Genomic DNA, 23849 nt, shown 5'->3' with positions numbered 1-23849 from the left:
CGTGCGCTCTACAAATTCCGACAGGAACTCGCCCGGTGTCCCGGACGTCAGCCCCAGCCTCATCAGGAAGCGCAGAAGAGGCGCCGCTCAGCGGCGGCGCCGTCTCGATGGGTGGCTTATAGGACACCAAAAGAACCCCTGTCAACACGCTCATGAAGCTTTTTTGACGGAGCGCTTCTCTTTTTTCCGAAACCCGCAAAACGGGGCGTTCTCGCGGGTTTTTGGACACCTCGCAGAGTGCGGCACCATCCCCGTTTCGTTGCGCCAAGCGCCCGGCTCATTCTTGGTCTGGATCGACAGCGACAGCCCCACCTGTCTGCAGCTGAATGCCGGATCGGCCCACGGCGCCGCAACCGGCCCGCATTCCCGGAGGCCGCCTATCCATAACAGCGCCTCCATAGTAGCGCTCGCGTGCGCTCGCGCGCGAGCCGGCTCGCACCATCTGCGCTGCGCTTCCCAAAACAGCCGCAATCTCTCCGCACAGGAGATCGTCCACGGCTGAACGGATTGATTCCCGCTTCCGGCACGGGCATGGTCTTGGTGCGCTTTCGTCAGAATGCGCTCCAGGCATCTTCGCCGCAGCGGAGTTCGCCATCGAGGTATCCAGCACCCCGCACGCAGAACAGCCCGCAAGAAGTAGCCCGCACGATATGAACGCCCATCCCGAGTTCGCTCAGCCAGTCGAACCGCTCGCCCCCGAGGCTGCGGCTCTGCTGGTCGATCTCGGGATCGAGCCACCGATCCAGCCCGCCAATTCCCGCCAGCAGCCGCTCGACCGGCGCGGCGTGTCGCTGCGCTGGCTCTTCGCCTGCGCGCTCGTCGGCTCCTGCGGCGCCGCGCTGCTCGGTGCCGCGATCCTCGTCGCGATGCGTGGCGACACAAGCTACCCGGAGCAGCCCGAAACCGTCGCGGTGCGCAGCTCGTCGGCAGCCGGTGAAGGCGGCGGGGCCCGGAAGGCCGACAAGCTCGTCGCCGACCAGCCGATCATGTCGGCACGCCATACGCTGCGTGCGCCGATGTCGCAGAAGGTCGGGAACCGCGAAGTCATCCGCGTCCGTCCCTTCGTCCGGCTGGCATCCGACCTCTCGCTCACCACCGGGGTCTATGCGAGCAATATCCCGCCCTTCAATCCGCTGCGGCTTTTCGCCGAAGGCGGACAGCCCGAAGAGCGCTATGCCGAGCCGGCCCAGGACATGCCCGATGCCGACGTCACCATCGTCAAGCGCGACCTCGGCGACATCGTCATTCCCGCCGGCAAGCCACAGCTGAGCGACAACGACATCACCTCCCAGGTCGAAGAAGAGCGCGCCAATCTGGCCAACTCCGGCCGCCAGCGCGCCCTGCCGATCCCGCCGCAGCTGATGCTCAGCCGCACCCTGACCGGCACGGCCGCCGGCAGCGGCGACATCCTGGCCTATGCGCCGGCGACGGATACGCGCTTCTCCGGCATCGAGGTCCGCGTCGTCCCGGAAAACGTCACCAACGCGCCGAAGACGCCGATCCCGGCCTCCCGCGAGCCGCTCGTCGAGGACAAGCTGGTGATGGCCAAGCGCGGCGAGAATTTCGAGCAGGCCATGCGCGGTGCCGGCGCCACGCCCGAGCAGATCCGAGCGATGATGGCGGCCTTTGGCGGTAAGGTTCGGACCACGGCCCTCCCCGACGGCCAGGTGTTGCAAGTGCTTTACGCGCCCGGGCCGCGCCCCGGCGATGCGCGCCAGATCATGCGTGTCTCCCTGCTGAGCAACGGCCAGCCGGACGGTACGATCGCGATGAACGACAAGGGCGCCTTCGTCACCGTCGATCTGCCGCGTCAGAATCTTGCTCCCCAGCGGCCCCAGCGCCAGGAGACGGAAGAGGACGACGACGAGGAGGGCACCGGCGGCGCCCGCCTCTATGAGAGCCTCTACGAGACCGGCGCGCGCCATGATCTGCCGCGCCCGCTGATCGACGAGCTTGTGCGGATCTTCTCCTACGATCTCGACTTCCAGCAGCGCGTCCATGGCGGCGACAATCTGGAGGTGATCTTCACCGAGGACGACGAGGGTGAGCGCGGCGAGATCCTCTCCGCGACCCTGACCGTGAACGGCGAAAGCCGCCGCGTCTTCCGCTACCAGTCCCCGGACGACGGGCTGATCGAGTATTTTGACGAGGAAGGGAAGTCGCTGAAGAAGTTCCTGCTGCGCAAGCCGATCGCCGATGGCGAGCTGCGCTCGGGCTTCGGCATGCGCTACCACCCGATCATGCGCTATTCGAAGATGCATACCGGCATCGACTGGGCCAACCGGATCGGCACGCCGATCCTCGCCGCCGGCAACGGCGTCGTCACCAAGGCAGGCTGGTCCTCCGGCTACGGCAAGCACACCGAGATCCAGCACGCCAACGGCTACGTCACCACCTATTCGCACCAGTCGAACTTCGCTTCCGGCATCGTGCCAGGCGCCAAGGTCCGCCAGGGCCAGGTCATCGGCTATCTCGGCTCGACCGGTCTCTCCACCGGCCCGCATCTGCACTACGAGGTGCTGGTCAATGGCAACTTCGTCAATCCGATGAAGATTCGCGTGCCGCGCGGGCGCGAGCTGCAGGGGCCGATGCTCGCCGAATTCAAACGTCAGCGCGACGAAGTTCGGGGCCTCATCGAGAAGGCCGGCGGCACGGTCGCTCAATTGCGCTGAGCGCATGGCAGCTCGGCGATCGGGCCGCTGCTAGGCATCTGCAGCTTGACAGCGCCGCCTTCAGACGACACCGCCTGAACAGGCGCTTTCTCTCGTGATGTCACCGGCCGATGCTCGCCTCTCTTCTCGTCGTCCTGCCCGTCTTCGGGCTGATCGGCCTCGGCTATTTCGCGCGCTGGTCGAAGCTGCTGCGTGAGACGACCGGCGAAGGCCTGTCCGATTTCGTCTTCGTGCTGGCCGTTCCCTGCCTCCTGTTCCGCACGCTCGCCAAGGCCGACATCCCCTTGACCCAGCCTTGGGGCTACTGGATCGCCTATTTCGCCGGGCTCGCCGTGGTCTGGGCCTTGGCCATGCTGATCGCCAGCAAGTTCTTCGCGCGGAAGGGGCCGGAGCTGGTGGTGTCGGGTTTCTCCGCCGCGCAGTCGAATACGGTCTTCGTCGGGGTGCCGATGATCCTGAAGGCCTATGGAGATGCCGGCGCCGTCCCGCTCGGCCTGCTGCTCGCCATTCATCTGCCTGTGACGATGACCGTGGCGACACTCCTGGCCGAAGGCCGGTCCGCCTCGATCCCACAGCTGATCAAGCGGCTCTTCACCCATCCGATCATTGTCGGCATCCTGCTCGGCTCGGCCGTGCGCCCCTTCGTCGGCCAGATTCCGGAGCCGGCCTGGACGCTGGTCGATCTGCTGGCGGGAGCCGCCGTTCCCTGCGCGCTCATCAGCCTCGGCATCGCCATGCGCCGCTACGGTCTGGAGTCCGGACTTGCCCTGCCGGCCGTGCTGAGCGGCTTGAAGCTCGGGCTGCACCCGCTCCTGGTCTACGGGCTCGCGACCAAGGTCTTCGACATGCCGGCCCATTGGTCCGGCGTTGCCGTGCTGTTTGCGGCCTGCCCCTGCGGGATCAACGCCTATCTCTTCGCCGAACGCTACCGGCAGGGCGTGGCCGACGCCTCGAGCGCGATTACGCTATCGACGCTGCTGTCGCTGTTCACGACAGCCGCCTGGCTGACCTTCCTCGGCGTCGGCTAGAGAATCCGTCTCAAGGGCCTCAAGCGAAGCCCAACTTCCGGCGGATATCGGCCGGTCGGGCGCCCTTTGCCCTTTGCTCCGACAGGCTTTCCGATTGCCGGCTCTTGGCGAGCTTCCGCCCGTCCTCGCCGAGCAGCAGGCGATGGAAGCGATAGAGCGGCGTCGGCAACCCGAGCAGGCGCTGGAGCACGACATGGATGTCTGTGGCAGCTTCGAGATCGCGGCCGCGGACGATATGCGTCACGCCCTGCAAGGCATCGTCGACGACAACGGCAAGATGATAGCTCGTCGGCACGTCCTTTCGGGCCAGCACGACGTCGCCCCAGCGCTCAGGCCTGGCCAAGACGGTCCGGGTCGCACCGTCTGCATCGAAAACGGCGTAGCTCAGCGCCGTTCCCGAAGCGATCAGCGCCCTGGCCATGTCGAGACGCAGGACATGTGGCTCGCCGGCAGCGATGCGCCGCATTGCCTCCGCCGGCTCGAGCGCCCTGCAGCGACCGGGATAGAGCGGAGCCCCGTCAGGATCGAGCGGCCAGGGACGCCCCGAGCGAGCCTCATACGCCGCCACCTCGGCGCGAATCTCCTGCCGCGAACAGAAGCAGGGATAGACCACCCCTCGTTCCTGCAAGGCACGGAGAGCCACGGCATAGTCGTCGAAATGCTCAGACTGCCTGCGGATATCCGGTTCGAATGCGATTCCCAGCCAGCCGAGATCCTCGACAATCCCCGCGACGAACTCCTGTCGCGAACGGGCGAGGTCGATATCCTCGATCCGCAGCAGAAGACGCCCACCCATCCCTTCGGCCAATGCCTCGTTGGCCAACGCCGACAGCGCATGGCCGAGATGCAGCCGCCCGTTCGGACTTGGCGCAAAGCGGAAGACCGGTTTGCCGGAATCGGGTGGTATGAATGCCATCGCTCCTGTCTAGGAGGCTCGCTGCTACCAGCCAAGCGCGCGCCGCTCCTGACGCAAGCAAGCTCCTGCTTCATCAATGCTCATGCGATGACCGAACGAATCACCTGCAACAGCGATCTCGAAGAAGGCATGGCTGCGCTGGCTGCCCTGCACCCGCACTGGCAAGCCATCGTCGAGCGCACCGGGCTGCCGCCGCTCAGGTTGCGCGAGGGCGGTTTCGTTGGCCTCGCCTCGATCATCGTCTCGCAGCAATTGTCGGTCGCCAGCGCTCGCGCGGTCTGGAATCGCTTCGAGAGCGTCTTTGTCCCGCTGACGCCGGAGCGCATGCTCGCCGCCACGGATGACGACATGCGCCTTTCCGGCCTGTCACGGCCGAAGCAGCGCACCTTGCTGGCGCTCTCAGCCGCACTCGTTGAGGAGCGCCTGGTTTTCGAGGCCCTCGAACAGGCGACGCCCGAGGACGTTCATGTGCAGATGACGGCAATCTCCGGCATCGGCCCCTGGACGGCCGATGTCTATCTGCTGTTCTGCCTTGGCCACCGTGACGGCTTCGCCGCCGGCGATCTCGCGATCCAGGAAGCGGCCCGGCACGCTTTCAAACTCAGCGAGCGGCCGAAGGCGGCAGAGCTGCAGGCCATGGCCGAGGCTTGGCGGCCTTGGCGCGGCGTCGCCGCGCGGCTGCTCTGGGCCTACTACGCCATCCTGAAGCGCCGCGAGGGCATCAACGCCTGACCGGGCAGACCGCCGCGCGTCCATTCGGACGCGAAGTGCGATCTGCCTCCGTGTTCGGGCATCGGCTTCACCCGAAAAGTGGAGTCCACTTTTCGGTCCTATGCTTTAGCTGCGCACGATCTTGAGCGCCGTCTGCGTGCCCGCGCGCAGCAAAGCCGAATCGCTCATCACCGTGACCATGCGCGCGCCCATGGCGAGGCCTTGCTTGGCGCGCTCGGCCGTCGCCGCATAGAGCGCAACCGGCTTGTTGACGGCGGACGCCCTGGCGACGACATGCTTGAGCGCCTCGTCGACCTCAGGCGCGGTCGCATCGACTCGTGCACCGCCGGACAAGGCGATCGACAGGTCGGACGGCCCCACGAACAGGGCGTCGATCCCGTCCAGCGCCAGGATGTCGTCGACGATCGCCATCGCTTCGCGCGTCTCGATCATCGCGAAGGTGAGCGAGAAGCCGTTGGCGGCCTTGAGATAGCTGTTCTGGTCGAGTCCGGAAGCCCCGAGGCCGCCATAGCTGCCCCAGCTGCGCTCGCCCATCGGCGGATATTTGGCGTAGGCCGCAAAGCGCCGGGCATCCTCCATGGTGTTGATCATCGGCGCGATGACGCCGGAGACGCCGGCATCGAACAGCTTCGAGACATTCTGGAATTCGCCGACCGGAATGCGCGCGATCGCCGGCTTGCCGGCGGCATTGATCAGCGGGATCGCGCGGATGACCTCGCCCAGCGTGATCGGCCCATGCTGCATGTCGAGCGTGATCGCATCGAAATCCTCCTGCGCCAGGATCGCCGAGATGGAGGGATCGGGCAGGCCGCACCAGGCCGAGACGATGCTGTCCCCCTTGGCGAAACGATCGGCGAGGGAGGAGAGGACGGTGGGCTTGGCCATGGTGCGTTCATCCGTTTGAAACTCCGCCCTTCAGTCGGAGCGGCGGCTTGCGCACGTTGGACCGGGCCGGCCCGGAAATGCAAACGGGCGCCCATGCGCCCGTTTCAGAGACGTCCTGCGTCTGCCGGGATACGTCAGCGCCCGGCCTGGATATCCTCAGCCGCCTTGATGAACAGTTCGGTCATCACGGTGCGGATCTCGGTGTCGGACGTGTTGATATTGGCCAGCGCGAAATCGTTCTTGACCTTGCGCACCACATCCTCGTCGCCGGCTTCCTGGAAATCGGCGACCACGACCGACTTGGCATAGGCCTCGGCATCGGCGCCGCTCTTGCCGAGTTTCTCGGCCGCCCAGAACCCGAGCAGCTTGTTGCGCCGGGCGGTAGCCTTGAAGCGCAGTTCCTCGTCATGGGCGAACTTGTTTTCGAAGGCGTCCTTGCGCTGATCGAAGGTCGTCATGCGGCGTCCATGTCCTCTCACGGGCGGGAATTAGCACTGCTTGACCATATAGGATGCCGGGGCGCCGATAACCAGCCTGATCGCTCCGATTCAGCCCCGCTTAAGCCTGCCCGCGCTGCCGAAAGGCGTTTTGTTGCGTTTACGGCCGAGAGGCTCCATATAGCAGGCGCGTGGTTGTCCTCGGGCATCCCGTGCACGACCGGCGTCTGCGCCGGCCCGAAGATCGATCCGGACCGGATCGCCGGGCCGTGCGGCAGGACCGACATGACCAGGGGCCAAGATCCCGCCGCGACCATATCGCGTCCAGAGAAGGGCCGACCTTTGGATTTCCTCAAGCCACGGTACATCCCAATGAATCGCCGCCGTCGCATCTACGAAGGCAAGGCGAAGGTCCTCTATGAGGGACCCGAGCCCGGTACGCTCATCCAGCATTTCAAGGACGACGCCACCGCCTTCAATGCCAAGAAGCATGAAGTGATCGACGGCAAGGGCGTGCTCAACAACCGCATCTCCGAGCACATCTTCTCGAACTTGAACGACATCGGCGTGCCCACGCATTTCATCCGCCGGCTGAACATGCGCGAGCAGTTGATCCGCGAGGTCGAGATCATCCCGCTCGAAGTCGTCGTGCGCAACGTCGCCGCCGGCTCGCTCGCCACCCGCCTCGGTCTCGAGGAAGGCACGCAGCTGCCGCGCTCGATCATCGAGTTCTATTACAAGAACGACGCGCTCGGCGACCCGATGGTCTCGGAAGAGCACATCACCGCCTTCGGCTGGGCGACGCCGCAGGAGATCGACGACATCATGGCGCTCGCCATCCGTGTCAACGACTTCCTGTCCGGTCTCTTCCTCGGCGCCGGCATCCGCCTCGTCGACTTCAAGATGGAGACGGGCCGCCTCTGGGAAGGCGAGATGATGCGCATCGTCGTCGCCGACGAGATCAGCCCGGATTCCTGCCGGCTCTGGGACATCAAGTCGAAGGACAAGATGGACAAGGACCGCTTCCGCCGCGACATGGGCGGCCTGATCGAAGCCTATTCGGAAGTCGCCCGCCGCCTCGGCATCCTCGGCGAGAACGAGAACCCCGGCCCGACCGGCCCGCGCCTGGTGCAGTGAGCGCCATCGCCCGGCCATTATCGCCACCGAAACGGGAGCGCATGCGCTCCCGTTTTCATGTCACGGCCTTTTTTGCCGCCGGCGTTTTCCTGCTCGCCGGCTGCGCGAACCAGTTCGGCGCCGGGATCGCCGAGCTGCCCGCATCCGAAGGCTGGCACCGGCTGCCGATCGGCTCCTGGGTGCTGAACGACGGCCTCGAGGCCCGCGCGATGGTCTTCTGCCCGCACGAGACCTGCGTCCAGCAGGGTTTTGCCGCGGTGATCGCCCTCGAAGGAGATCAGGCCAGGGACATGGAACGGGCTCTGTCGGAAAGCCCGGCCTCGCTCGGACAGGCTTTCGCCCGACTGGCAGCCGCGAAAGCAGCCGAGCGCCGCAAGGCACTGCGGAGCCAGAAAAACAAAACCGAGCCGAAAGCAGCCCGCAGCGCGACCGATGTCGCCAAGTTCGATTCGGCGGAAGGACGCGGCATCCTCGTTACGATCCGTTCGCTCGACACGCCCGGGCGTCAGGCCGTGACCGCCATTCTCTATGGCCGCGAGGCCAGCCGGCTTGTGGTCGCGCTCGGCGTGAGCGATACGGCCGAGGCCGCGCGCCGGGACGCCGAGGCCGCCTGGCGCAGTCGCTGATTCACGTGAAACGGCGGGAAATGGTTGAGCCCGCCCCGATTCATCGTTAAGGCACGCCCCAACAGCGTTCGTCCGGAGAACCCCATGAAAGCCCGCGTCACCGTCACCCTGAAGAACGGCGTGCTCGATCCGCAGGGCAAGGCGATCGAAGGTGCCCTGAAGTCGCTCGGCATCGACGGTGTCGACTCCGTGCGCCAGGGCAAGGTCTTCGACATCGAGTTCTCGGGCTCGGACAAGGCCGCGGCCGAGGCGTCGCTGAAGGCCGCCTGCGAGAAGCTGCTCGCCAATACGGTGATCGAGAACTACCGCGTCGAGATCGGAGCCTGAACCATGAAGGCCGCCGTCATCACCTTTCCGGGCTCCAATCGTGACGGCGACGTCGCCAAGGCGCTGAACCAGGCCGGCGCCGAAGTCACCCATGTCTGGCATGCCGATACCGAGCTGCCGAAGGGCATCGACCTCGTCGTGCTGCCGGGCGGCTTTTCCTATGGCGACTATCTGCGCACCGGCGCCATCGCCGGCCGCGCCCACATCATGGACGCGACCCGGGCGCATGCCGCCCGCGGCGGCTATGTGCTCGGCATCTGCAACGGTTTCCAGATTGCCTGCGAAGCGGGGCTCCTGCCCGGCATCCTCGTGCGCAACGCCAATCTGAAGTTCGTGTGCAAGCGCCAGCACCTCAAGGTCGAGCGCAACGACACGCCCTATACCCGCGCCTATGCCCCGGGTCAGGCGATCGACGTCTGCATCGCCCATGGCGAGGGCAATTACATCGCCGACGCGCAGACGCTGGCCCGCCTCGAAGGCGAAGGCCTCGTCGCCTTCCGCTATGCGGATGCACAGGGCAACGTCACGCCGGAAACGAACCCCAACGGCTCGCTCAACAACATCGCCGGCATCTATTCGCCGGGCTTCAACGTGCTCGGCCTGATGCCGCACCCGGAAAATCTGATCGATTCGCTGGTCGGCGGCACCGATGGACGCGGCCTGTTCGAAAGCCTCGTCGCGGCGAAGCGCGCGGCCTGAAGCGCGTCATTCTCGGGCAAAGCGTAGCGCAGACCCGAGAATCCCTTTCAGGACAGAACGCCCTTTTCGGCAGGAGATGCTCGGTTCAGGCCCGAGCATGACGCGCTGGTCACCGCGCCTTCAGCGCCTGCTGCAGGAGCTTGGCCGCAGCCTGCTGGTCGAGCGGACCCACATGTTTCTCGATAATGCGGCCGTCCGGCCCGATGACGAAGGTCTCGGGCACGCCGTAGACGCCCCACTCGATCGCCGAGCGCCCGGCGCGGTCGACGCCGACGGCGGAGAACGGATTGCCGAGCGCGCCGAGGAACCGGCGGGCATTCTCAGCCTCGTCCTTGTAGTTCATCCCGACCAGCGCGACCTTGCCCTGCTTCACCGCGTCGGTTTCCGCGAGGCCCATCAGCACGGGATGCTCGACCCGGCAGGGCGCGCACCAGCTCGCCCAGACATTGACCAGCGTCGCCCGTCCCCTACCGAGATCGGCATTGCCGAAGGCCGGCACGGGCTGGCCATCGCGCTGCAACCCTTCCAGCGGCGCGAGCGTGATCGCGGGCGCGGCCCGGCCGATCAGCGCGGACGGCACCGTGCTCTTGTCGCCAGAGAACAGCCCGATGCCGAAGACGATGGCGAGCGCGCCGAAGATCATCAGCGGCACCAGGAAAAGCAGCGGCGAGCGCCGCCGCGGCGCAGTTTCGGTCTGACTCATGACGTCTCCCGGCCAGAGCGGCGGCCGGCGCCGCGGCGCTCCAGCGCGTCGAGCGCCAGCTTCTGGGCGCGGTGATCGCGCAGGATCGCCAGCGTCAGCCCAATCAGGATGAGCGCGGCCGCCCCGTAGGAGGCGATGATGAAGCCGGCATGCGGCCCGATGCCTTCGATGAGCGCGCTCATGCCGGCAATCCCTGTGCCGCGAGCCGGTCGAGCCGCTCGGCTTCCAGGATCGTCAGCGTCCGCACCCGCCGGCGCATGATCTCGGCCCGCATCGCCAGCATGTGCAGCGACAGGGCGAAGAGCGTGAAGCCAACGGCGAGGATCAGCAGCGGCCAGAGCATCGAAGGATGGATCGTCGGACCGCCCATGCGAAGCACCGAAGCCGGCTGGTGCAGCGTGTTCCACCAATCGACCGAGAACTTGATGATCGGCACGTTGACGAAGCCCACCAGCGTCAGGATCGCCACGGCGCGCGCCGCCCGCGACGGCTCGTCCAGCACGCGCCAGAGCGCGATGATGCCGAGATAGATCAGCAGCAGCACCAGCACCGAGGTCAGCCGCGCATCCCAGACCCAGTAGGTGCCCCACATCGGCTTGCCCCAGAGCGCTCCGGTGATCAGGCAGACCAGCGCGAAGCAGGCCCCGACCGGTGCCGCAGCCTTCTGCGCGACATCGGCGAGCGGATGGCGCCAGACCAGCGTGCCAAGCGCCGAGATCGCCATCATCGAGTAGAACATCATGGCGAGCCAGGCTGCCGGGACATGGATGAACATGATCCGGATCGTCTCACCCTGCTGGTAGTCCGCCGGAGCGAACCAGGCGAGATAGAGCCCGGCGACGATAAGCAACGCCGCGGCGGCCGCGAGCCAGGGCAGCAGCGCAGCCGAGAGACGCATGAAGCGCGTGGGATTGGCGAGTTCGATCAGGCTGGCCATCGTTCTGGCGGTATCATCTCGGGCGCAGGTGCCATGGCGGCATGCTTTAGCAATCTCGACCGGTTCCAAGCAATGCGCCCAGCCCGGCTGCGACATCACGAACCTGCGCGTATGCGCGGTGGCGCCAGGCGATCCAAGCCGTTGTCGGACCCGCGCAATTCCGATCGCTCGCTGGTCTCCGCCTTCATCGGCGCCTGCGAACGGATGCCGGCTAATAGTTATCACATTGAAGCAGTTGCAGTTTTTGCTCGCTCTTCTTGCAAGCCCCAGATCGATCCTCTAGCCTGCCCGTCTGGATGCGGGGGATGAAGATGCGGCTTCAGCTATCCGACGAGGTCCAGCGCGAAGTCGAGCAGACGATCCGCTCGAAAGCCAGCCAGTCCCTCGTCATCGATCTCTACGCCACTGCCGAAGAGATCCGCGGCCGGCATGATACCGGCGAGGTCGATCTCGACGCCATCGTCGCTACGGTCGCACGTCTCGCCGCCCAATGCGGTTGCGCGGTCGAGCTCGGAGGAGCCAAAGGCGGCGGCGTTCAGTCGGCCTGACGCAGGGCTGCGGCCGCAGCCACCGTCCCCACCACGACCGCCGCGAGCGAGATCGCGCACAGGATCAGGAAGGGTGTCAGGAACGGCACCGTGCCGCCCAGCGCCGCATTGGCGGCCGAAACCCCGAAGATCAGCACCGGCACCGTCAGCGGCGCGACCAGCACCGGCACGATCAGCCCGCCGCGCCTGAGGCTCGCCGCCAGAGCCGCCCCGCCCGCCCCGATGAAGCTCAGCGCCGGCGTGCCGACCAGCAGCGTCGCGACCAGCGGCAGTACGCCCTCGCCCGGCAGCGCGACGAGCAGCCCGAGCAGCGGCGAGACCAGTGCGAGCGGCAGTCCCGTCGTCAGCCAATGCGCCAGCCCCTTGGCCAGCACCGCGAGCTCCAGCGGCAAGCTCGATGCCCGGATCAGGTCGAGAGAGCCGTCCTCCTCGTCGCTCTGGAACAACCGGTCGAGCCCGATCAGCACCGAGAGCAGCGCACCGAGCCAGAGGATCGCGGGACCGATCCGCGAGAGCAGGTTGAGATCGGGCCCGAGCGCGAACGGCACGAGCACGACGAGCGTCAGGAAGAAGACGAGCGCCAGTTCTCCGCCGCCACCGGCGCGCGATGCCAACGCGAGATCGCGCTTCAGGATCGCGATGAAAGCCCGGCTCATGGGACCAACTCTCCCCGCGCGTCTTCCTCAACCCTCATCCCGAGGAGCCATTCCGGCAGGAATGGCGTCTCGAAGGAGGTTTCAGGAGGCTCCGGGGACATCCGAAGTATCCCCGGAGGCGCACTCTTCGAGCACTCCTCTGGGCTTTGCGGGCGATCCGAAGACAAGTGATTCACGGCCCGATCCTGAGTTCGCGTGCCCCGTCGAGGCCGAGAGGGCCATGCGTCGCGGCGAGGATCGCGCCGCCTGCCGTCAGGTGATCGCGCATCAGGCCGGCGAGCATGGCCTGGGAGGCGGTATCGAGGGCCGACATCGGCTCGTCGAGCAGCCAGTAAGGACGGCGCGAAACCAGAAGGCGCGCCAGCGCCACCCGCCGCCTCTGCCCGGCCGAGAGATAGCCGACCGGCAGTTCCGCTGCATGGGCAAGCCCGACCACGCCCAGCGCCCCTTCCGGTGTGAGAGCCGCGTCGCCGAGGACAGACTGCGCAAAGATGAGATTTTCCCGGGCCGTCAGCGCCGTCTTCAGCCCGTCGCGATGGCCGACGAGATGCGAAACCTCGGCAAGATGCGCCTCCTCCTCGCCACCCTCCAGCCGGATCAGGCCGCCATCCGGCTGCAGCCGCCCGCACAGCATGGCGATGAGGCTCGACTTGCCGGCGCCGTTGCGGCCGGTCAGGGCGATCGCCTCGCCGGATCCGAGGTCGAAGCTCAGCCCTTCGAAGATCAACCGGCCACCGCGGCGGCAGGCGAGATTCTCGGCGAAGAGGCGCGACGGCGGGAATGGAGCTTGCGTCAAGGCAGCGCTGCCGCCGATAGGTTCGACCACATCTCGTTTATCTAGCGCGCTTCTTGGAATTGCTCTATAGAACCCGCGGCTACGCCGCACGCCGATCCGGCGCGGGGCTCGGGCACTCCCGAGGCGGCGCGCGCGTCATGCGCATTAGGCCTTCGAACGGCGCCGTCCGCAAGGGCGAGCCGATCGCGACCGCAACCCCTTGATCAGGATCAAGCCCGAATGGCCTCGCTCGACTCCTTCAAAGCCCGCAAGACGCTGACCGCCGGCGGCAAGACCTACACCTATTATTCCCTCCCCGATGCCGAGAAGAACGGCCTGCCCGGCATCTCGAGGCTGCCCTTCTCGATGAAGGTGCTGCTCGAGAACCTGCTGCGCTTCGAGGACGGCCGCTCCGTCACCAAGGCGGACATCGAGAATTTCGTCGGCTGGCTCGACGACAAGGGCACAGCCGGCAAGGAAATCGGCTTCCGCCCGGCCCGCGTGCTGATGCAGGACTTCACCGGCGTCCCGGCCGTGGTCGACCTCGCCGCGATGCGCGACGGCGTCAAGGCGCTCGGCGGCGACGCCCAGAAGATCAATCCGCTCGTGCCCGTTGATCTCGTCATCGACCACTCGGTCATCGTCGACGAGTTCGGCACGCCCAAGGCTCTCGCCCAGAACGTCGAGCTCGAATACGAGCGCAATGCCGAGCGCTACAAGTTCCTCAAATGGGGCCAGGGCGCCTTCGACAATTTCCGCGTCGTCCCGCCCGGCACCGGCATCTGCCACCAGGTCAATCTCGAATACCTCGCCCAGACCGTCTGGACCCGCAACGAGACGATCGATGGCGCCGAGGTCGAGGTCGCCTATCCCGACACCGTCGTCGGCACCGACTCGCACACCACCATGGTCAACGGCCTCGCCGTTCTCGGCTGGGGCGTCGGTGGCATCGAGGCCGAGGCCGCCATGCTCGGCCAGCCGCAGTCGATGCTGCTGCCGGAGGTGATCGGCTTCAAGCTGACCGGCTCGCTCAAGGAGGGCATCACCGCCACCGACCTCGTGCTCACCGTCACCCAGATGCTGCGCAAGAAGGGCGTGGTCGGCAAGTTCGTCGAGTTCTTCGGCCCCGGCCTCTACAACCTGACGCTGGCCGATCGCGCGACCATTGCCAACATGGGCCCGGAATACGGCGCGACCTGCGGCTTCTTCCCGGTCGACACCGAGACGCTGGACTATCTCACCACAACCGGCCGCAAGGCGGACCGCATCGCGCTGGTCGAGGCCTACAGCAAGGCTCAGGGCCTCTTCGCCACCCCCGAGACGGCCGATCCGATCTTCACCGACACGCTCGCGCTCGATCTCTCGACGGTCCAGCCCTCGATGGCCGGCCCGAAGCGCCCTGAAGGCCGCGTCGATCTCTCCGGTGTCAAGGCCGGCTTCGCCGCCGCGATGGAGACCGACTACAAGAAGGGCGCCGAGCTTTCGCGCCGCGTTCAGGTCGAAGGCGAGGACTTCGACCTCGGTCATGGCGACGTCGTCATCGCCGCCATCACCTCCTGCACCAACACCTCGAACCCCTCGGTGCTGATGGCGGCTGGCCTGCTTGCCCGCAACGCCGTCGCCAAGGGACTCAAGGTCAAGCCCTGGGTGAAGACCTCGCTGGCGCCCGGTTCGCAGGTCGTCGCGGAATATCTGGCGAAGTCCGGCCTGCAGACCGATCTCGACAAGCTCGGCTTCAACCTGGTCGGCTTCGGCTGCACCACCTGCATCGGCAATTCCGGCCCGCTGCCGGCGCCGATCTCGAAGACGATCAACGAGAAGGGCCTGATCGCGGGCGCCGTCATCTCCGGCAACCGCAACTTCGAAGGCCGCGTCTCGCCGGACGTGCAGGCGAACTACCTCGCCTCGCCGCCGCTGGTCGTCGCCTATGCGCTCGCCGGCTCGGTCCAGATGGACCTGACCACGCAGCCGCTCGGCACGGGCTCTGACGGCAAGGACGTCTATCTCAAGGACATCTGGCCCTCCAACAAGGAGATCCAGAGCTTCATCCAGCAGAACGTCACGCGCGCCATCTTCGAGGCCAAATACGCCGACGTCTTCAAGGGCGACGCGCATTGGCAGGCAGTCGATGCGCCGCAGAGCGAGACCTATGCCTGGGACGATGATTCGACCTATGTGCAGAACCCGCCCTATTTCCAGGGCATGCACCAGAAGCCGGATGCGATCACCGACATCAAGGGCGCCCGCGTCCTCGGCCTCTTCGGCGACAAGATCACCACCGACCACATCTCCCCGGCCGGTTCGATCAAGGCCGCCTCGCCGGCGGGCGCATATCTGACCGAGCATGGCGTCGCGGTCGCCGACTTCAACCAGTACGGCACGCGCCGCGGCAACCATGAGGTGATGATGCGGGGCACCTTCGCCAACATCCGCATCCGCAACCACATGCTCGGCCCGAACGGCCGCGAGGGCGGTTACACCATCCACTATCCCAGCAAGGAAGAGCTGCCGATCTACGACGCGGCAATGAAGTACAAGCAGGAGAACGTCCCGCTCGTCATCTTCGCCGGCGTCGAATACGGCAACGGCTCCTCGCGCGACTGGGCGGCGAAGGGCACGAACCTGCTCGGCGTCAAGGCGGTGATCGCCCAGAGCTTCGAGCGCATCCACCGCTCGAACCTGGTCGGCATGGGCGTTGTTCCCTTCACCCTGGCGGAGGGCACCAGCTGGGCCTCGCTGGACCTCAAGGGCGACGAGCTCGTCAGCATCAAGGGCCTGGCCAACGTCAAGCCGCGCCAGATGATGGAAGCCGAGATCACCTATGCCGACGGCTCGGTGAAGAAGGTTCCGATCCTCTGCCGCATCGATACGCTGGACGAGATCGACTACTTCAAGAACGCGGGCATCCTGCACTACGTCCTGCGCGGCCTCGCCGCCTGAGCCGGATACCAGCACCAAAACGTGTCATGGCCGGCGCAAGCCGGCCATGATGCTTTGAGGACCTGCCCCGGTTGTCCTCGCGCCCGCCGCAGTGTAAGGGGGCGTTTCAGTCATCCTCGGTGGCGACTAGGGGCAAGCGCAGGCGACAATCCGGCGCTCGGATGTCGTCCGCCATCACCGACAACAGACGGGAGCACCCGCAGCATGTCCGCCACGTTCGAGACGGTCGCCGGCATTATTTCCGAAACCTGCGATATTCCGCGCGAGAAGATCACACCGCAGAGCCACGCGATCGACGACCTCGGCATCGATTCCCTCGCCTTCCTCGACATCGCCTTCGCGATCGACAAGGCGTTCGGCATCAAGCTGCCGCTCGAGCAGTGGACGCAGGAAGTCAACGAGGGCAAGGCCCCGGCCGAGCAGTATTTCGTGCTCGAGAACCTCTGCAAGCGCATCGACGACCTCGTCGCCGCCAAGAAGGCGTGACGACGGAAGCGTGAAAGCCTCGGTCGAAGCCTGCAGGCTTGCCGGGCTTGAGCCCAAGCGTCGCTCCCGATAGAGCATAGGGGCCGTCGCGCGGATCAGCTGATCCGTGCCGCGGCCTCGCGCCGTTCTGGCGCCCAGCAGACCAAGGATCGCATGCGCCTCGAATATTTCGACATGATCGACCGGGTCGTGACCTTCGATCCGTCGCAGAAGCGCATCGTCACGCGCTCCACCGTCCCCGCGGAAAGCCCGGTCTTCGAGGGCCACTTTCCGGGCCACCCGCTGGTGCCCGGCGTCCTGCTGACCGAGACCATGGCGCAGGCCTCGGGCTACCTGCTGCTCGGCCTCAACGGGCTCAGCCAGATGCCCTTCCTCATGACGGTCGACAAGGCGCGCTTCCGCACCTTCGTCGAGCCGAACACCGAGCTGGAAGCCAGCGCCGAGCTCGTCATCGAGGGCTCGGGCTATGCGGCAACCAAGGCGAAGCTGACCAGCGGCGGCAAGCCGATCTGCGATGCCGAACTCCGCTTCCGCCTGATGCCTTTCCCTGCCGACATGCGCGCGCTGATGCAGAGCCGCATCGAAGCCATCGGCCTGACGCCGGAGCCCGCGCCATGACCAACGCCACTGCCAAGCGCGATGTGGTCATCACCGGCATCGGCATCGCCTCCAGCCTCGGCGAAGGCATCGATACCCACGCCGCAGCGCTCGCCGGCGGCGGCCCGCCGGTCGTCGACACCGAGACCTTCAAGCCCTATCCGGTCCACCCGCTGATGGCGCTGGAGCTGGATCGGCAGATCCCGAAGAAATCCGACCAGCGCCAGATGGAGCCCTGGCAGCGCCTCGGCGTCTATACCGCCGGGCTCGCCCTCGATTCCGCAGGGTTGAAAGAGGATGCCGAGGCCAAGAGCGCCCTGCAGGTCATCGTCGCGGCCGGCGGCGGCGAGCGCGACCACGCGGTCGACGCCGCCATCCTGAGCGGTTTGCGCGGCGCGAACCAGCCGGGCGCTTATCTCAACGAGCACCTGATGAGCGATCTGAGACCCACGCTCTTCCTGGCCCAGCTCTCCAACCTGCTCGCCGGCAACATCGCCATCGTCCATGGCATCACCGGTCCGTCGCGCACTTTCATGGGCGAGGAACAGGCCGGCGTCGACGCGATCCGCACGGCGCACGCCCGCATCGCTTCCGGCCAGTCCGACCTGATGCTCGTCGGCGGCGCCTACAATGCCGAGCGCCGCGACATGCTGCTGCTCTTCGAACTCGGTGGCTATCTGCGCCGCGACAGCTTTGCGCCCGTGTTCGAGCGCGGGGAGGCGCCGGGCCTGATCACCGGAAGCGCCGGCGCCTTCCTCGTGCTGGAATCGGCCGAGCGCGCCGCCGCGCGGGGTGCCAAGGTCCATGCGCGGCTCAGCCATACCGGCGCCGCCCGCAGCCGCCGCGCGCCGGGCACCGTCGAGGCCGCCTTGACGAAGCTCGTGGGTGCCTTCGGCTCGATCGGCCCTGACAACCTCGCCATCTCCGCCGCGACCGGCTGCGCCGGCATCACCGCCGAGGAGGCGGCTGCGTTGCAGGCGACGGCCCCCTCAGCCAGGCGCATCGCCGTCGGCGATCTCGTCGGCCACGGTGTCGAGGCCGCTTTCCCCGTTGCGGTGGCGTTGGCGGCAATCGCCCTGTCAGCCGGGCAGGCGAAGGAAGCGATCGTTACCGGCGCCGGCCACTGGCGTGGCGAGGGCGCCGCACATCTGGTCCAAGCGTGAGAGGTTGAAGCCATGACCACGCATCGTGATGCCAAGGGCCGTCCGCTCGTCGCCGTTACCGGCCTCGGCGTCGTCACTTCACTGGGCCAGGGCAAGGACGCCAATTGGCAGGCGCTGACCGCCGGCCAGTCCGGCATCCACCGCATCGAGCGCTTCCCGACCGAAGGGCTGCGCACCACTATCGGCGGCACGGTCGACTTCCTCTTCGACGGTCCCTTCACCGCCCCCCAGCTCTCCGAGAAGCTCGCGACCCTCGCCGCTGAAGAAGCGGTCGGTCAGAGCGGCCTCGGCCAGCGCGGCGATTTTCCCGGCGAGCTGTTCATGGCCGTCCCGCCCGTCGAGATGGAATGGCCGCAGAAGCAGGAACTCGCCGAGGCGGTCGATGGCGAGGTCGATTATGACGGCCTGCTGCGCGCTGCCGCGACCCGCAAGTTCGCGGCCATGCACGAGCTCTTCGTCTTCGGCGGCGTCGCCGACCACATCGCCGACCGCTTCGGCACCAAGGGCTCGCCCATCTCGCTCTCGACAGCCTGCTCCTCGGGCGCGACCGCGATTCAGATGGGCGTCGAGGCAATCCGCCGCGGCGAGACGCAAGCTGCACTCTGCATCGGCACCGACGGCTCGATCCATGCCGAGGCGCTGATCCGCTTTTCTCTGCTGTCGGCCCTTTCGACACAGAACGATCCGCCGGAAGGCGCCGCCAAGCCGTTCTCGAAGAACCGCGACGGCTTCGTCATGGGCGAGGGCGCCGGCGCGCTGGTGCTGGAGGACTACGACCACGCGCTCGCGCGCGGCGCGACCATCCTGGGTATCGTCGCGGGCTGTGGCGAGCGCGGCGACGGTTTCCATCGCACGCGCTCGAGCCCGGACGGCAAGCCCGCCATCCTCGCCATGCAGGATGCGCTGGCCGATGCCGGGCTAACCCCCGACGATGTCGACTATATCAACGCCCACGGCACCTCGACGCCGGAGAACGACAAGATGGAGGCGATGAGCTGCGCCGCCGTCTTCGGCGAGCGCATGGCGAAACTGCCGATTTCCTCGAACAAGTCGATGATCGGGCACACGCTGACGGCGGCCGGCGCGGTCGAGGCAGTGATTTCTTTCCTGACGATTGCCAACGGTACCATCCCGCCGACGATCAACTACACGAACCCCGACCCTGCCATTGCGCTCGACGTCGTGCCGAACGCGGCACGCAAGGCGAAGGTGCGGACGGTGATTTCCAATTCCTTCGGCTTCGGCGGCCAGAACACCTGCCTCGTGCTGACGGCGCCTCCGGAGGCTGCATGACCAAGGTTCTCGTCACCGGCGGCGCCAAGGGCGTCGGCGCCGCGATCGTGCGCGCGCTCGCCGCGGCCGGGCACGATGTCGACTTCACCTTCCGCTCCTCCGCCGAGCAGGCGAAGGCGCTGGCTGAGGAGATCGCCGCGGGCCATCCCGGCCGCAGCGTTGCCGCGCTGCCCCTCGACCTCTCCGACAAGGACGCGCTCGACGCCTTCTGCGAGGCGCGCGAGGGCGAGAGCTATTTCGGCCTCGTCCACAATGCCGGCCAGCCCTATGATTCCCTCGCCGCGATGATGGATCAGGCGAAGGCCGAAGCCGCGATGCAGGTCAATTTCTGGGCCTTCGCCCGCCTCGCCAAGAGCCTGATGCGCAACATGATCCGCGCCAGGGCCGGCCGCATCGTTGCCATCGGCTCTGTCGCGGCCTTGCGCGGTAATCCGGGCAATGCAGCCTATGCCGCCTCCAAGGGTGCGCTGATCTCCTACGCCAAGACGCTGGCGGTCGAGACCGGCAAGCGGGGCGTCACCGTCAACGTGATCGCGCCGGGCTTTGTCGACACCGACATGATGGCGCCCTACGCGGCCTATCGCGACAAGATGCAGTCGCAGATCCCGGCCGGCCGCTTCGCCAAGCCCGAAGAGGTTGCCGGCCTCGCCGCCTTCCTGATGAGCGAGCCCGCAGCCTATATCAGCGGCACCGTGCTGCCGATCGACGGCGGCCTGACCGCCCAGCTCGGCGTGCACCGCTGAATCGACCAAGGTGGCCGCATGTGATACGGTTCACTTCGAACCGGAGTGACCCGACATGACGGCAGCCTTCACCATCCGCCTCGACGACGAGATGCTGGCCAAGCTCGACGCGCTTGCCGCCGACACCGACCGCTCGCGCAATTGGATCGCCGCGAAAGCGATCGAATCCTATGTCGAGCTGAATGCTTGGCAGATCCAACGGATCAAGGAAGGCATCGCCGAGGCGGATCGCGGCGAGTTCGCGACTGAGGAAGAAGTCGAGTCCGTGTTCCGCAAATACAAGGCCACGGCCGAGTGAAGCTCGTCTGGACGAAACGCTCGCTGCGCGAACTCGACCAGATATTTGCGTTCGTCGCGAAGGATAGCCGATCTGCTGCTGCAGCGTTGGTCGACCTGGTCGAGAAGCGATCCGCCGTACTCGTGAGCCACCCGGAAATCGGGCGGCCGGGCCGGAGCGATGGAACCCGCGAACTTGTCGTGCCCGGCACGCCCTATATCCTGCCTTACCGCGTCAGTGATGGCCGCGTCGAAATCCTCGCGGTTCTCCACACCTCCCGGCAATGGCCGGACCAGCTCTGAAAGACGTTGAATCCTCATGCGTTCCCTCCAGCTTCATGGCGACCGTGACCTCCGTCTCGAGGAGATCGAGCCGCCGCCGCCGCCCGCTCCGGGCGAGGTACAGATCCGCATCAAGGCGGTCGGGCTGAACTATCTCGACCTCTGGGGCTTCCGCGGCATGGCCTTCGCCAAACGCAAGATGCCGCAGGCGGCAGGCGTCGAGGCCGCTGGCGAGATCGTCTGCGTCGGCGAGGGCGTCACCGGCTTCGCGCCCGGCGACACCGTCACCGCCTACGGTGCCGACACCTGCGGCCAGTGCAAGGCCTGCCGCGAGGGCCGCGACAATCTCTGCGAGAACGTCGCCGGCATCATGGGCTTCCATATCGACGGCTTCGCCCGTGAGCTGCTGAACCGCCCGGCGCGCCTGACCATCAAGGCACCGAAGGGCGTCTCCTTCGAGGACGCCGCCTGCGCGCCGATCGGCTTCGGCACGGTCCAGCATATGCTGTTCGACAATGCGAAGCTCGAGCCCGGCGAGTCGGTGCTGGTCCATGCCGGCGGCTCCGGCATCGGCACGGCCGCGATCCTGATGGCCAAGGCGATCGGCTGCACGGTCTACACGACGGTCGGCGACGACGAGAAGGGTGCCAAGGCCAGGGCCCTCGGCGCCGACCACGTCATCAACTATCGCGAGGACCGCTTCGAGGGGGTCGTGCGCAAGCTCACCGGCCGCAAGGGCGTCGATGTCGTCTTCGAGCATGTCGGCGCGGACACCTGGAACGGTTCGCTGCTCTGCCTCAAGCGCGGCGGCCGGCTGGTCACCTGCGGCGCGACCTCCGGCCCCTCCGCCACGATCAACCTGATGCAGCTCTTCCAGCAGCAATACCGGATCACCGGCTCGTTCGGCTGCCGCATCGAGAACATCGCGCAGTCGCTGGAGAAGATGGCCGGCGGCATGAAGCCGGTGATCGATTCGGTGTTCCCGCTCGCCGAATTCGAGAAGGGCCTCGCCCGCATCGAGGGTCGCAAGGTCTTTGGCAAGGTCGTCATCGCCTTCTGAGCAAGCCGCCTGCTCCGGCGCAAGACTTGACGTCGGCGCATTCCTGCCCCAGATCGCGCCTTTCAGGCCCGGTCTTGCTCTCGGCACGGGCGATTGAGGCTGGACCGACCTTGAGACGATTGAAAGCAATCGCCGCGCGCATCGGCGCGGCGGTGATGATTGGCGTGATCCGCACGCTGTTCGCGTTCCTGCGCCTGCTCGGGCCAGAACGTGCCAGCAATCTCGGCGGCTGGCTGCTGCGCACGGCGAGCCCGGTCATCCCGGTCAACCGCGTCGCCCTCGCCAATATCCGCGCCGCCTTTCCCGAGAAGGACGAGGCGGAGGTGAAGCGCATCGCACGCGGCGCATGGGAGAATCTCGGCCGCGTCGCCGGCGAATATGCCCATCTGAAGACGCTGTTCGACTACGACTACCACAATCCGGACAAGCCTTCGCGCATCGAGGTCAAGGGCATCGAGCACTTCATCGCGCTCAAGGAGGACGACAAACCCGGCCTGATCTTCTCGACCCATCTCGCCAATTGGGAACTGCCGGCGATCTGCGCCGCCGCCTACGATCTCGAGACGACGGCCGTCTTTCGCGCCCCCAACGACCCGGCGATCGCCGCCGTCGTGCATGAGATCCGCTCCGGCGCCATGGGCGGCCTCGCCGCTGCCAAGCAGGGAGCGGCCTTTGCCATGCAGGGCGTGCTCGAGAATGGCGGCCATCTCGGCATGCTGATCGACCAGCATTTCACCCGGGGCGTCGTCGTACCGTTCTTCGGACGTCCGGCATTGACCAACCCGATCATGGGCAAGTTCGCCCGCCGCTTCGAGTGTCCGGTCCATGGCGTCCGCGTCATCCGGCTGCCGAACCTCCGCTTCCGGCTGGAGCTGACGCCGCCGCTCGACCTGCCGCGCGACGCCGCGGGCGAGATCGACGTGCAGGGCGCCATGGCGATGATGACGGCGGTGGTCGAAGGCTGGGTGCGCGAGTACCCTGAACAATGGCTCTGGATGCATCGCCGCTGGCGCCCCAACATGATTTCGCCTGCCGCACTGGCAAAATTCGATCACGCCCGCGCGACCATGCCCGTTTTCAAGGCAACGTGATTTCCCTCTTCGATGAATTGCTGGCTTTGGTAACCTTCGGAAAATAAGTCGTCGTCAAAGTCGAGATCATGCTCCCTGTCCTGCGCCAATCCGCTGTGACTGCCGCCGTCCTCGTGTTCGGCGTGACGACGGCCCTCGCGCAGACGGCAGGGAAGGCGCCCAGGGCGGTGCTCGAGCTCTTTACCAGCCAGGGTTGCTCGTCCTGCCCGCCAGCCGATGCGCTGGTCGTCGAACTGGCCAAGGACCCGACACTGATCGCGCTGACGCTGCCGGTGACCTATTGGGACTATCTCGGCTGGAAGGACACGCTCGGCAAGGACTCCTTCGCGAAGCGCCAGAAGCTCTATGCCAAGGCCCGCGGCGACGGGCAGGTCTACACCCCGCAGATCGTCATCAGCGGCTCTTCCCATGCTGTGGGCTCGGAGAAGGCGGAGATCGAGAAGGCGGTCAACCAGTTCGCCGCCACCGGCTTCGCCGCGAAGCTCGCGCTGAAGGAGGAGAACGGCAGCCTCCAGATCAATATCGCTCCGACTGCCGCTGCAACCGACGAAGCAGCCGGCATCTGGGTATTGCCCACGACACATCAGGCCACCGTGCCGATCATACGCGGCGAGAACCAGGGCAAGACGCTGACCTACGCCAATGTGGTGCGCGGCATGGTCCGTGTCGGCGACTGGAACGGCAAGGAGATGACCGTCACCGCCCCGCTGTCCGCGACGCAGGCGCCGGAGGCCGATGGCTATGTCGTCGTCATTCAGGCCGACCGGCCGGGCAAGCATGGCTACATGATGCCGGGCGCCATCCTGGCTGCAGCCAAGGGGCCGGCGACGCGCTGAACGC

The 23849-nt window shown here is 66.6% G+C and carries 27 protein-coding genes; 19 read left to right on the top strand and 8 right to left on the bottom strand.

All coding sequences use genetic code 11. The features are described from left to right. Nucleotides 1–650: 650 nt before the first annotated feature. Both AB4Z10_RS27105 and AB4Z10_RS27100 read left to right on the top strand, forming a co-directional pair. Nucleotides 651–2672 carry a M23 family metallopeptidase gene (locus AB4Z10_RS27105; protein ID WP_441473505.1) on the top strand — a complete coding sequence of 674 codons (2022 nt, stop codon included), beginning with the start codon at nucleotides 651–653 and terminating at the stop codon, nucleotides 2670–2672. A gap of 110 nt (nucleotides 2673–2782) precedes the next feature. Next, nucleotides 2783–3700: an AEC family transporter gene (locus AB4Z10_RS27100; protein ID WP_441473504.1), complete on the top strand. Its 918-nt coding sequence runs from the start codon at nucleotides 2783–2785 to the stop codon at nucleotides 3698–3700. A 19-nt stretch (nucleotides 3701–3719) separates the two neighbouring features. Here the strand turns inward: AB4Z10_RS27100 and gluQRS are convergent, their stop codons facing one another. Beyond that, nucleotides 3720–4616 (bottom strand): tRNA glutamyl-Q(34) synthetase GluQRS, encoded by an 897-nt coding sequence (gluQRS, locus tag AB4Z10_RS27095; protein ID WP_441473503.1) that lies wholly within the window; start codon nucleotides 4614–4616, stop codon nucleotides 3720–3722. Between the two features lie 87 nt (nucleotides 4617–4703). On the opposite strand from gluQRS, the gene AB4Z10_RS27090 reads away from it, so the two are divergent. Continuing rightward, nucleotides 4704–5348 (top strand): DNA-3-methyladenine glycosylase family protein, encoded by a 645-nt coding sequence (locus AB4Z10_RS27090; protein ID WP_441473502.1) that lies wholly within the window; start codon nucleotides 4704–4706, stop codon nucleotides 5346–5348. A gap of 105 nt (nucleotides 5349–5453) precedes the next feature. Here the strand turns inward: AB4Z10_RS27090 and AB4Z10_RS27085 are convergent, their stop codons facing one another. Further along, nucleotides 5454–6233: an HpcH/HpaI aldolase family protein gene (locus AB4Z10_RS27085; RefSeq protein WP_441473501.1), complete on the bottom strand. Its 780-nt coding sequence runs from the start codon at nucleotides 6231–6233 to the stop codon at nucleotides 5454–5456. 134 nt (nucleotides 6234–6367) lie between these two features. Continuing rightward, on the bottom strand, nucleotides 6368–6691 hold the full coding sequence (locus tag AB4Z10_RS27080; RefSeq protein WP_441473500.1) for a DUF1476 domain-containing protein: 324 nt from the start codon (nucleotides 6689–6691) through the stop codon (nucleotides 6368–6370). 321 nt (nucleotides 6692–7012) lie between these two features. On the opposite strand from AB4Z10_RS27080, the gene purC reads away from it, so the two are divergent. From purC to purQ, 4 genes are all read left to right on the top strand, one after another. Then, the gene (purC, locus tag AB4Z10_RS27075) at nucleotides 7013–7807 is read left to right on the top strand and encodes a phosphoribosylaminoimidazolesuccinocarboxamide synthase (protein WP_441473499.1); all 795 of its coding nucleotides are present in this window, start codon (nucleotides 7013–7015) and stop codon (nucleotides 7805–7807) included. A 41-nt stretch (nucleotides 7808–7848) separates the two neighbouring features. Further along, entirely contained in the window at nucleotides 7849–8433 is a 585-nt protein-coding gene (locus tag AB4Z10_RS27070) for a hypothetical protein (RefSeq protein ID WP_441473498.1), read from the top strand. 84 nt (nucleotides 8434–8517) lie between these two features. Then, nucleotides 8518–8760 (top strand): phosphoribosylformylglycinamidine synthase subunit PurS, encoded by a 243-nt coding sequence (gene purS / locus AB4Z10_RS27065; protein WP_149131903.1) that lies wholly within the window; start codon nucleotides 8518–8520, stop codon nucleotides 8758–8760. A 3-nt stretch (nucleotides 8761–8763) separates the two neighbouring features. Further along, on the top strand, nucleotides 8764–9459 hold the full coding sequence (purQ, locus tag AB4Z10_RS27060; RefSeq protein WP_441473497.1) for a phosphoribosylformylglycinamidine synthase subunit PurQ: 696 nt from the start codon (nucleotides 8764–8766) through the stop codon (nucleotides 9457–9459). A gap of 109 nt (nucleotides 9460–9568) precedes the next feature. On the opposite strand, the gene AB4Z10_RS27055 is transcribed toward purQ, so the two are convergent. From AB4Z10_RS27055 to AB4Z10_RS27045, 3 genes are read right to left on the bottom strand one after another with little or no spacing between them, the layout of a single operon-like run. Next, nucleotides 9569–10162, bottom strand: a complete 594-nt coding sequence (locus tag AB4Z10_RS27055; RefSeq protein ID WP_441473496.1) for a DsbE family thiol:disulfide interchange protein — start codon at nucleotides 10160–10162, stop codon at nucleotides 9569–9571. Next, nucleotides 10159–10344 (bottom strand): heme exporter protein CcmD, encoded by a 186-nt coding sequence (ccmD, locus tag AB4Z10_RS27050; RefSeq protein WP_441473495.1) that lies wholly within the window; start codon nucleotides 10342–10344, stop codon nucleotides 10159–10161. Before ccmD ends, AB4Z10_RS27055 begins: the two co-directional genes overlap by 4 nt. After that, nucleotides 10341–11099 carry a heme ABC transporter permease gene (locus AB4Z10_RS27045; RefSeq protein ID WP_441473494.1) on the bottom strand — a complete coding sequence of 253 codons (759 nt, stop codon included), beginning with the start codon at nucleotides 11097–11099 and terminating at the stop codon, nucleotides 10341–10343. The genes ccmD and AB4Z10_RS27045 overlap by 4 nt, the downstream gene beginning before the upstream one ends. A 305-nt stretch (nucleotides 11100–11404) precedes the next feature. Between AB4Z10_RS27045 and AB4Z10_RS27040 the strand changes: the two genes are divergently transcribed. Further along, a complete protein-coding gene (locus AB4Z10_RS27040; RefSeq protein WP_441473493.1) occupies nucleotides 11405–11647 on the top strand; it encodes a hypothetical protein in 243 nt (80 codons plus the stop codon). Here the strand turns inward: AB4Z10_RS27040 and ccmB are convergent. Both ccmB and ccmA read right to left on the bottom strand, forming a co-directional pair. Then, the gene (gene ccmB / locus AB4Z10_RS27035; RefSeq protein WP_441473492.1) at nucleotides 11635–12303 is read right to left on the bottom strand and encodes a heme exporter protein CcmB; all 669 of its coding nucleotides are present in this window, start codon (nucleotides 12301–12303) and stop codon (nucleotides 11635–11637) included. The two genes, AB4Z10_RS27040 and ccmB, sit on opposite strands and share 13 nt — an antisense overlap. Before the next feature lie 172 nt (nucleotides 12304–12475). Continuing rightward, complete coding sequence (ccmA, locus tag AB4Z10_RS27030) at nucleotides 12476–13099, bottom strand: heme ABC exporter ATP-binding protein CcmA (RefSeq protein WP_441473491.1); 624 nt, start codon at nucleotides 13097–13099, stop codon at nucleotides 12476–12478. 219 nt (nucleotides 13100–13318) lie between these two features. Here ccmA and acnA point away from each other — a divergent pair, with 219 nt between their 5' ends. The 11 genes from acnA (at nucleotide 13319) to AB4Z10_RS26975 (ending at nucleotide 23845) form a co-directional block, all read left to right on the top strand. Beyond that, nucleotides 13319–16018 (top strand): aconitate hydratase AcnA, encoded by a 2700-nt coding sequence (gene acnA, locus AB4Z10_RS27025; protein WP_441473490.1) that lies wholly within the window; start codon nucleotides 13319–13321, stop codon nucleotides 16016–16018. A 204-nt stretch (nucleotides 16019–16222) separates the two neighbouring features. After that, nucleotides 16223–16504 (top strand): acyl carrier protein, encoded by a 282-nt coding sequence (locus AB4Z10_RS27020; protein WP_038358122.1) that lies wholly within the window; start codon nucleotides 16223–16225, stop codon nucleotides 16502–16504. 153 nt (nucleotides 16505–16657) lie between these two features. Beyond that, entirely contained in the window at nucleotides 16658–17122 is a 465-nt protein-coding gene (locus AB4Z10_RS27015; protein ID WP_441473489.1) for a 3-hydroxyacyl-ACP dehydratase FabZ family protein, read from the top strand. Then, complete coding sequence (locus AB4Z10_RS27010) at nucleotides 17119–18264, top strand: beta-ketoacyl-ACP synthase (protein ID WP_441473488.1); 1146 nt, start codon at nucleotides 17119–17121, stop codon at nucleotides 18262–18264. Before AB4Z10_RS27015 ends, AB4Z10_RS27010 begins: the two co-directional genes overlap by 4 nt. A gap of 12 nt (nucleotides 18265–18276) precedes the next feature. Beyond that, the gene (locus AB4Z10_RS27005) at nucleotides 18277–19557 is read left to right on the top strand and encodes a beta-ketoacyl-ACP synthase (protein ID WP_441473487.1); all 1281 of its coding nucleotides are present in this window, start codon (nucleotides 18277–18279) and stop codon (nucleotides 19555–19557) included. Further along, entirely contained in the window at nucleotides 19554–20300 is a 747-nt protein-coding gene (locus tag AB4Z10_RS27000) for an SDR family oxidoreductase (protein ID WP_441473486.1), read from the top strand. Before AB4Z10_RS27005 ends, AB4Z10_RS27000 begins: the two co-directional genes overlap by 4 nt. Before the next feature lie 55 nt (nucleotides 20301–20355). After that, entirely contained in the window at nucleotides 20356–20598 is a 243-nt protein-coding gene (locus AB4Z10_RS26995; RefSeq protein WP_441473485.1) for a CopG family ribbon-helix-helix protein, read from the top strand. Further along, nucleotides 20595–20879 (top strand): type II toxin-antitoxin system RelE/ParE family toxin, encoded by a 285-nt coding sequence (locus AB4Z10_RS26990; RefSeq protein ID WP_441473484.1) that lies wholly within the window; start codon nucleotides 20595–20597, stop codon nucleotides 20877–20879. Before AB4Z10_RS26995 ends, AB4Z10_RS26990 begins: the two co-directional genes overlap by 4 nt. Before the next feature lie 16 nt (nucleotides 20880–20895). Further along, on the top strand, nucleotides 20896–21918 hold the full coding sequence (locus AB4Z10_RS26985) for a zinc-binding dehydrogenase (protein ID WP_441473483.1): 1023 nt from the start codon (nucleotides 20896–20898) through the stop codon (nucleotides 21916–21918). A gap of 119 nt (nucleotides 21919–22037) precedes the next feature. Then, nucleotides 22038–23009 carry a lipid A biosynthesis lauroyl acyltransferase gene (locus tag AB4Z10_RS26980; protein WP_441473482.1) on the top strand — a complete coding sequence of 324 codons (972 nt, stop codon included), beginning with the start codon at nucleotides 22038–22040 and terminating at the stop codon, nucleotides 23007–23009. A gap of 68 nt (nucleotides 23010–23077) precedes the next feature. Continuing rightward, nucleotides 23078–23845 carry a DUF1223 domain-containing protein gene (locus AB4Z10_RS26975; protein WP_441473481.1) on the top strand — a complete coding sequence of 256 codons (768 nt, stop codon included), beginning with the start codon at nucleotides 23078–23080 and terminating at the stop codon, nucleotides 23843–23845. Nucleotides 23846–23849 lie beyond the last annotated feature (4 nt).

This window comes from Allobosea sp. RAF48 (genome assembly GCF_052114025.1).
In the GTDB taxonomy this organism is placed as follows: Bacteria; Pseudomonadota; Alphaproteobacteria; order Rhizobiales; family Beijerinckiaceae; genus Allobosea.
The sequence above is the reverse complement of the archived record's forward strand: the minus strand, read 5'-3'. Positions and strand labels throughout refer to the sequence as shown.

Coding starts and splice junctions, on each gene's coding strand:
- AB4Z10_RS27105 (WP_441473505.1), top strand. CDS start 651: ATGAACGCCCATCCCGAGTTCGCTCAGCCAGTCGAACCGCTCGCCCCC.
- AB4Z10_RS27100 (WP_441473504.1), top strand. CDS start 2,783: ATGCTCGCCTCTCTTCTCGTCGTCCTGCCCGTCTTCGGGCTGATCGGC.
- gluQRS (WP_441473503.1), bottom strand. CDS start 4,616: ATGGCATTCATACCACCCGATTCCGGCAAACCGGTCTTCCGCTTTGCG.
- AB4Z10_RS27090 (WP_441473502.1), top strand. CDS start 4,704: ATGACCGAACGAATCACCTGCAACAGCGATCTCGAAGAAGGCATGGCT.
- AB4Z10_RS27085 (WP_441473501.1), bottom strand. CDS start 6,233: ATGGCCAAGCCCACCGTCCTCTCCTCCCTCGCCGATCGTTTCGCCAAG.
- AB4Z10_RS27080 (WP_441473500.1), bottom strand. CDS start 6,691: ATGACGACCTTCGATCAGCGCAAGGACGCCTTCGAAAACAAGTTCGCC.
- AB4Z10_RS27070 (WP_441473498.1), top strand. CDS start 7,849: ATGCGCTCCCGTTTTCATGTCACGGCCTTTTTTGCCGCCGGCGTTTTC.
- purS (WP_149131903.1), top strand. CDS start 8,518: ATGAAAGCCCGCGTCACCGTCACCCTGAAGAACGGCGTGCTCGATCCG.
- purQ (WP_441473497.1), top strand. CDS start 8,764: ATGAAGGCCGCCGTCATCACCTTTCCGGGCTCCAATCGTGACGGCGAC.
- AB4Z10_RS27055 (WP_441473496.1), bottom strand. CDS start 10,162: ATGAGTCAGACCGAAACTGCGCCGCGGCGGCGCTCGCCGCTGCTTTTC.
- ccmD (WP_441473495.1), bottom strand. CDS start 10,344: ATGAGCGCGCTCATCGAAGGCATCGGGCCGCATGCCGGCTTCATCATC.
- AB4Z10_RS27045 (WP_441473494.1), bottom strand. CDS start 11,099: ATGGCCAGCCTGATCGAACTCGCCAATCCCACGCGCTTCATGCGTCTC.
- AB4Z10_RS27040 (WP_441473493.1), top strand. CDS start 11,405: ATGAAGATGCGGCTTCAGCTATCCGACGAGGTCCAGCGCGAAGTCGAG.
- ccmB (WP_441473492.1), bottom strand. CDS start 12,303: ATGAGCCGGGCTTTCATCGCGATCCTGAAGCGCGATCTCGCGTTGGCA.
- acnA (WP_441473490.1), top strand. CDS start 13,319: ATGGCCTCGCTCGACTCCTTCAAAGCCCGCAAGACGCTGACCGCCGGC.
- AB4Z10_RS27020 (WP_038358122.1), top strand. CDS start 16,223: ATGTCCGCCACGTTCGAGACGGTCGCCGGCATTATTTCCGAAACCTGC.
- AB4Z10_RS27015 (WP_441473489.1), top strand. CDS start 16,658: ATGCGCCTCGAATATTTCGACATGATCGACCGGGTCGTGACCTTCGAT.
- AB4Z10_RS27010 (WP_441473488.1), top strand. CDS start 17,119: ATGACCAACGCCACTGCCAAGCGCGATGTGGTCATCACCGGCATCGGC.
- AB4Z10_RS27005 (WP_441473487.1), top strand. CDS start 18,277: ATGACCACGCATCGTGATGCCAAGGGCCGTCCGCTCGTCGCCGTTACC.
- AB4Z10_RS27000 (WP_441473486.1), top strand. CDS start 19,554: ATGACCAAGGTTCTCGTCACCGGCGGCGCCAAGGGCGTCGGCGCCGCG.
- AB4Z10_RS26995 (WP_441473485.1), top strand. CDS start 20,356: ATGACGGCAGCCTTCACCATCCGCCTCGACGACGAGATGCTGGCCAAG.
- AB4Z10_RS26985 (WP_441473483.1), top strand. CDS start 20,896: ATGCGTTCCCTCCAGCTTCATGGCGACCGTGACCTCCGTCTCGAGGAG.
- AB4Z10_RS26975 (WP_441473481.1), top strand. CDS start 23,078: ATGCTCCCTGTCCTGCGCCAATCCGCTGTGACTGCCGCCGTCCTCGTG.